Here is a 3803-nt window from a genome sequence, read left to right on the forward strand (position 1 = left end):
TTATGTCCAAAAAGCCTTATAATAACAGTATTTGTGGTGTCTTTATGACCCGACTCTAACCGAAATCAAACGTTTCGAGTCTCCTTTTCCCGGGTTTTGGGTTATAATCTCAATCATCGTTTCTTCGTCTTGTGCTTCTGCGATCTGTTCCAATACTGCCTTATCCTGAATGATAGACAGGATCCTCTGCAGTTCTTCCATGTGCGCCTTCGGTTCTACCACTGCCAGCATGAATACCAGCTTTACGCTGACCTCCTCGTCATCACTGCCCATCTGGATAAATGTGACCGGATTTTTCAGCACCGCGATGGCCGTCGCGGCCTGGTTTACATGGCTTACATCCGTGTGGGGGATCGCCACGCCGAAGCCTTCTATATCCAGTCCGGTGGGATAATCCTTTTCCCTTGTACATAATGCTTCTATATAAGTGCTTTTTGCATAGCCTTCACGGATCAGCGCTCCGCCAAGCTGCCGGAAAACATCCTCACAGGAGTCTGCTTCCATTTCTTTCACAATCAGGGATTTTTTTAAGGCCTCCCAAATCATTGTTTCTGCCTCCTCTTCTTTTTATATCTGCGATTCTCTATACCGGTTTTTGAATCTCAAGCAGCCCTTCCTTTCCGGAGAACCGCGATCCTTACATGACGCTGGTCTGTCAGCGGCCTGTAATGCTTACCCTGCAGGTCTTCCCTGCCTGTGACTCTATACTAGCACGTCCTGAGAGTAAAAAACAGTCAAAGGTTTTTCCACATTTTTGCAAAAATATAGAATGGTAAAAAACGTTTCCAGCGGATTGGAAATGTTCTTTACCATTCTCAGTATCCTTTCAAACAGATCGGAACGCCAGCCTTGAGTTCCGTCCTGCTTCGTAAACAATCTGCTGCTGTCCCTGCCTATAATCCGTACTCATACTCTTCTATGATCCGTGCCGCCTCGGCAGGTGTCCGGCATTCGTGCAGCTTCTGTTTGAACTGTTCCGTCTGGAGCATATTGACCAGATTGAAAAATGCTTTCAGATAGGTCTTATGATCCACTGCGCTCAGGCAGCATACAAATTCCACCGGGTCAAACTCCTCACTTCCAAAGCTAACCGGGGTTTTCAGCCGGATCAGGTGCATTCCCACCTTGATGCTGCCGGCCTCCAGCCCCTCATGAGGCACCGCAAATGGATTCCCATCTCATCCGAAATCTTTTCGATCAGCGCCCTGGTGATCATCTGGATCTTGACCACATTTTTCTGGACTGTCCTGCGTTTTAAGTACCTTGCGCCTGCAAGCAGCTCGCTCGATAACGTTCTTTTGTTCATATTATCTCCTTGATGAAACACATTTATATTACAATCCAGTTACAAGCAGCCTGTTTACTTTACACTTTCATTTTTCCGGACTTCCGGTAAGCTTCCGCTGCCAGCATCCCCTGTGCGATCCGGCATGCCTGGTCATAATAATAGTTCACCGCAGCAGCCAGCACATTCCCGCGTTTTCCTTCCAGCAGGTCTTGGCTGAACGCCACCTCCCGGTAATAAGGGCGTAGCTTCCCCTCGACCAGAAGATGATTTTCCTGGCTGTCAAGATCCACGATCAATTGCGGAGAATCCCCTATGATCAGCCGATTCCCCTCCCGGCGCATTTCTATTTTTTTTCTCTCCATCACCCAATCCTGCCAATCCCTTTATCTGTTCCATATCCTCACGGTGTATCTACCAATACTTTTCCATTTTCCAGATTTTCTTTCCCTGCTGAAACAAATCCAGATATTCCATTTTCTGCCGGATTGTACAGGCAATTTGCGCTGCCCTGGTTTCCGGCATATCCGTATACTCCTTTATCATCCTTTCCGCCTCTTCGTAAAAACCGTCAAGCAGCTTTAGATCCACCAGCCCCGTCCGCTTTACATACCGGAGCATATCCACCTCCCGGCCGCAGAAGGAACTCACCGGAATATTCAGAAGGCGGCGTCCGGAAGGAATGATCTCCTGGTTGTAAAACAGGGCATTTCCCGTATCAAAAATGGGAGCCATGGCAGTCAGCCGGTGCTTTGACGAATCATACAGAAACCCAAAATTATTATAGTGTCGGTCCGTATTGCTCAGAATAAAATCTGTCATGATCGTATATTCCAGCTGTTCACGCACAGTGCCTTCGTCCATTCCATACTGTACCGCCTGACTGATCACGGCTTCAAATTCAGAAACCGCATTGGGCACCTTATAATCCTTCACCAGCTGATATGCAGATACAAATTCAAGCTCCGAAGAAGTAAACATCGGATTCAGAGAGCAGGGGTACTCCCGTCCTTCAGCCAGGATCCTGTCAAGCTGATAGGATACATAATTTTTCCAACCCAGCCTTTCATGCAGTCTGCTTGCAATCACCTCGTTCACGGACTGCTGACCATAGTCATTCATATTGACCTTCATCAGATAGCGGATGTTGTCCATGATCACCCATTTTTTCTTCATTTCTCCGTTTACAGAAGAAGCTGGGGAAAATTTGGAAATGTGAGACTTCATGTCGATCCTTCCGGATCCGATCAGCAGATTTCCCAACTCATCCGCAAAATCATGGTCATAAAAATTCAGGTCTTTCCAATACAGTTCTTCCCCGATGGGCTGCATCCAGTAATGGTCCGTAAGGCTCAGTCCATAGGCTGACAGCATCAGAGAAAGATTCGTTTCCTCCCGCAGATAGTTCAGCACCTGCTGGATGCCTCTGCGGGTACCCGGTACGGCACGGGATGCCCACCAGGCCGCTATCCTGCCGCTGTCCTCTCCCACACCCGGCGGAAGTTCTTCCGGCAAAAAGATATCCGGTACATACTCAATTTTTCCGCTTGCCCTGTCTATCTGAACCATTGCCACGTCCAGATCCTTGTGCTTTAGTACATAAAGTCCGGAGCTTATCATTGGATTTCCCTTTACGTCATTTTTATCCCGCCCCATGGACACCTCCTATATTACAGACTTCTACCTGACTCTCCACAATTGGACCAGAAAAAATATCATCGGCCCGAATGTCAGTAACAGCGTTGCTGCTAAAAACCAGGGCGGCATGTAGTTCTCATGCCAGCTTGTGATAAAAGAAAAGATCAGCACCACAGAGAATTTCAGGCAGACGAGCATGTGATACAAAATCCGATACACCCTTGTCCGATTTCGCGCCGTAATCTTTACACCGGTATTCCACGCCTGCGGAAAGTGCTCCAGTACGGACATTCCCAGATACATCACCCAGTTCAGCACAATCAGGAAGATCAGGGAACCTTTTCCTGTCATCGAATCCACTTCCCCGGCAAAATTATAATGTCCCGGCACTTCCGCCGGTATCTGATTCCATCCGATCATGAAATATAGCGTGGATCCCGCCAGGCATAAGATACATAAAATCTGCATTGCCATTCCAAATTTTGTTTTTATCTTCATCACCTGAATCCTCCCTTTGATCTGCCTGTTTTCCTGCATCCCTTTTTACAAGTGTCACGGCTGACCATGGCAGGAAAAGCATGATCGCAGCCGAAAGCATCAGCCATACTGTAAAATTCTTTTTCACTGCCGCACTCCTTTCCGGAAATATTCCCAGCCCATGTACTAAGCCCGTGAATAACGATCATCATGCATTGCAATCTGCGGCCTGGCTGAACGTAAATTATAAATATCATTTTACCATATTCACAGACATTTTTCTATCCCTTTGGTTCATCAAACAGCTCTGACGCATAAATTTAATTTTATTTTTCTAAGCTATAAAAACATTACATTTTTAACAGCTTTTTCTTGGTTTTCTGAATCTCAGGGAATAGTATCC

Annotated in this window: 6 protein-coding genes; all 6 read right to left on the reverse strand. The window is 46.8% G+C overall.

Going from position 1 to position 3803, the window contains the following annotated elements:
* Positions 1-42: 42 nt before the first annotated feature.
* The 6 genes from ACTOY7_RS21415 to ACTOY7_RS21440 all read right to left on the reverse strand — a co-directional run bounded on the left by ACTOY7_RS21415 (position 43) and on the right by ACTOY7_RS21440 (position 3421).
* Positions 43-546, reverse strand: a complete 504-nt coding sequence (locus tag ACTOY7_RS21415; RefSeq protein ID WP_482672392.1) for a PTS sugar transporter subunit IIA — start codon at positions 544-546, stop codon at positions 43-45.
* A gap of 347 nt (positions 547-893) precedes the next feature.
* Positions 894-1160, reverse strand: coding sequence for a PTS sugar transporter subunit IIA (locus tag ACTOY7_RS21420; protein WP_160280354.1), 267 nt, complete (start codon positions 1158-1160; stop codon positions 894-896).
* Entirely contained in the window at positions 1109-1306 is a 198-nt protein-coding gene (locus ACTOY7_RS21425) for a hypothetical protein (RefSeq protein WP_160280355.1), read from the reverse strand. Before ACTOY7_RS21425 ends, ACTOY7_RS21420 begins: the two co-directional genes overlap by 52 nt.
* A gap of 59 nt (positions 1307-1365) precedes the next feature.
* On the reverse strand, positions 1366-1650 hold the full coding sequence (locus tag ACTOY7_RS21430; RefSeq protein WP_482672393.1) for a hypothetical protein: 285 nt from the start codon (positions 1648-1650) through the stop codon (positions 1366-1368).
* Positions 1651-1699: 49 nt separating this feature from the next.
* The gene (locus ACTOY7_RS21435; RefSeq protein WP_482672394.1) at positions 1700-2941 is read right to left on the reverse strand and encodes a HipA domain-containing protein; all 1242 of its coding nucleotides are present in this window, start codon (positions 2939-2941) and stop codon (positions 1700-1702) included.
* 24 nt (positions 2942-2965) lie between these two features.
* Entirely contained in the window at positions 2966-3421 is a 456-nt protein-coding gene (locus tag ACTOY7_RS21440) for a DUF1648 domain-containing protein (RefSeq protein WP_160280358.1), read from the reverse strand.
* Between the last annotated feature and the right edge of the window lie 382 nt (positions 3422-3803).

It is taken from the genome of Schaedlerella sp. (genome assembly GCF_056796775.1).

Bases quoted from the DNA above. Each gene is read 5' to 3' on its own strand.
- ACTOY7_RS21415 (WP_482672392.1), bottom strand. From the start codon at position 546: ATGATTTGGGAGGCCTTAAAAAAATCCCTGATTGTGAAAGAAATGGAA.
- ACTOY7_RS21425 (WP_160280355.1), bottom strand. From the start codon at position 1,306: ATGAACAAAAGAACGTTATCGAGCGAGCTGCTTGCAGGCGCAAGGTAC.
- ACTOY7_RS21430 (WP_482672393.1), bottom strand. From the start codon at position 1,650: ATGGAGAGAAAAAAAATAGAAATGCGCCGGGAGGGGAATCGGCTGATC.
- ACTOY7_RS21435 (WP_482672394.1), bottom strand. From the start codon at position 2,941: ATGGGGCGGGATAAAAATGACGTAAAGGGAAATCCAATGATAAGCTCC.
- ACTOY7_RS21440 (WP_160280358.1), bottom strand. From the start codon at position 3,421: ATGAAGATAAAAACAAAATTTGGAATGGCAATGCAGATTTTATGTATC.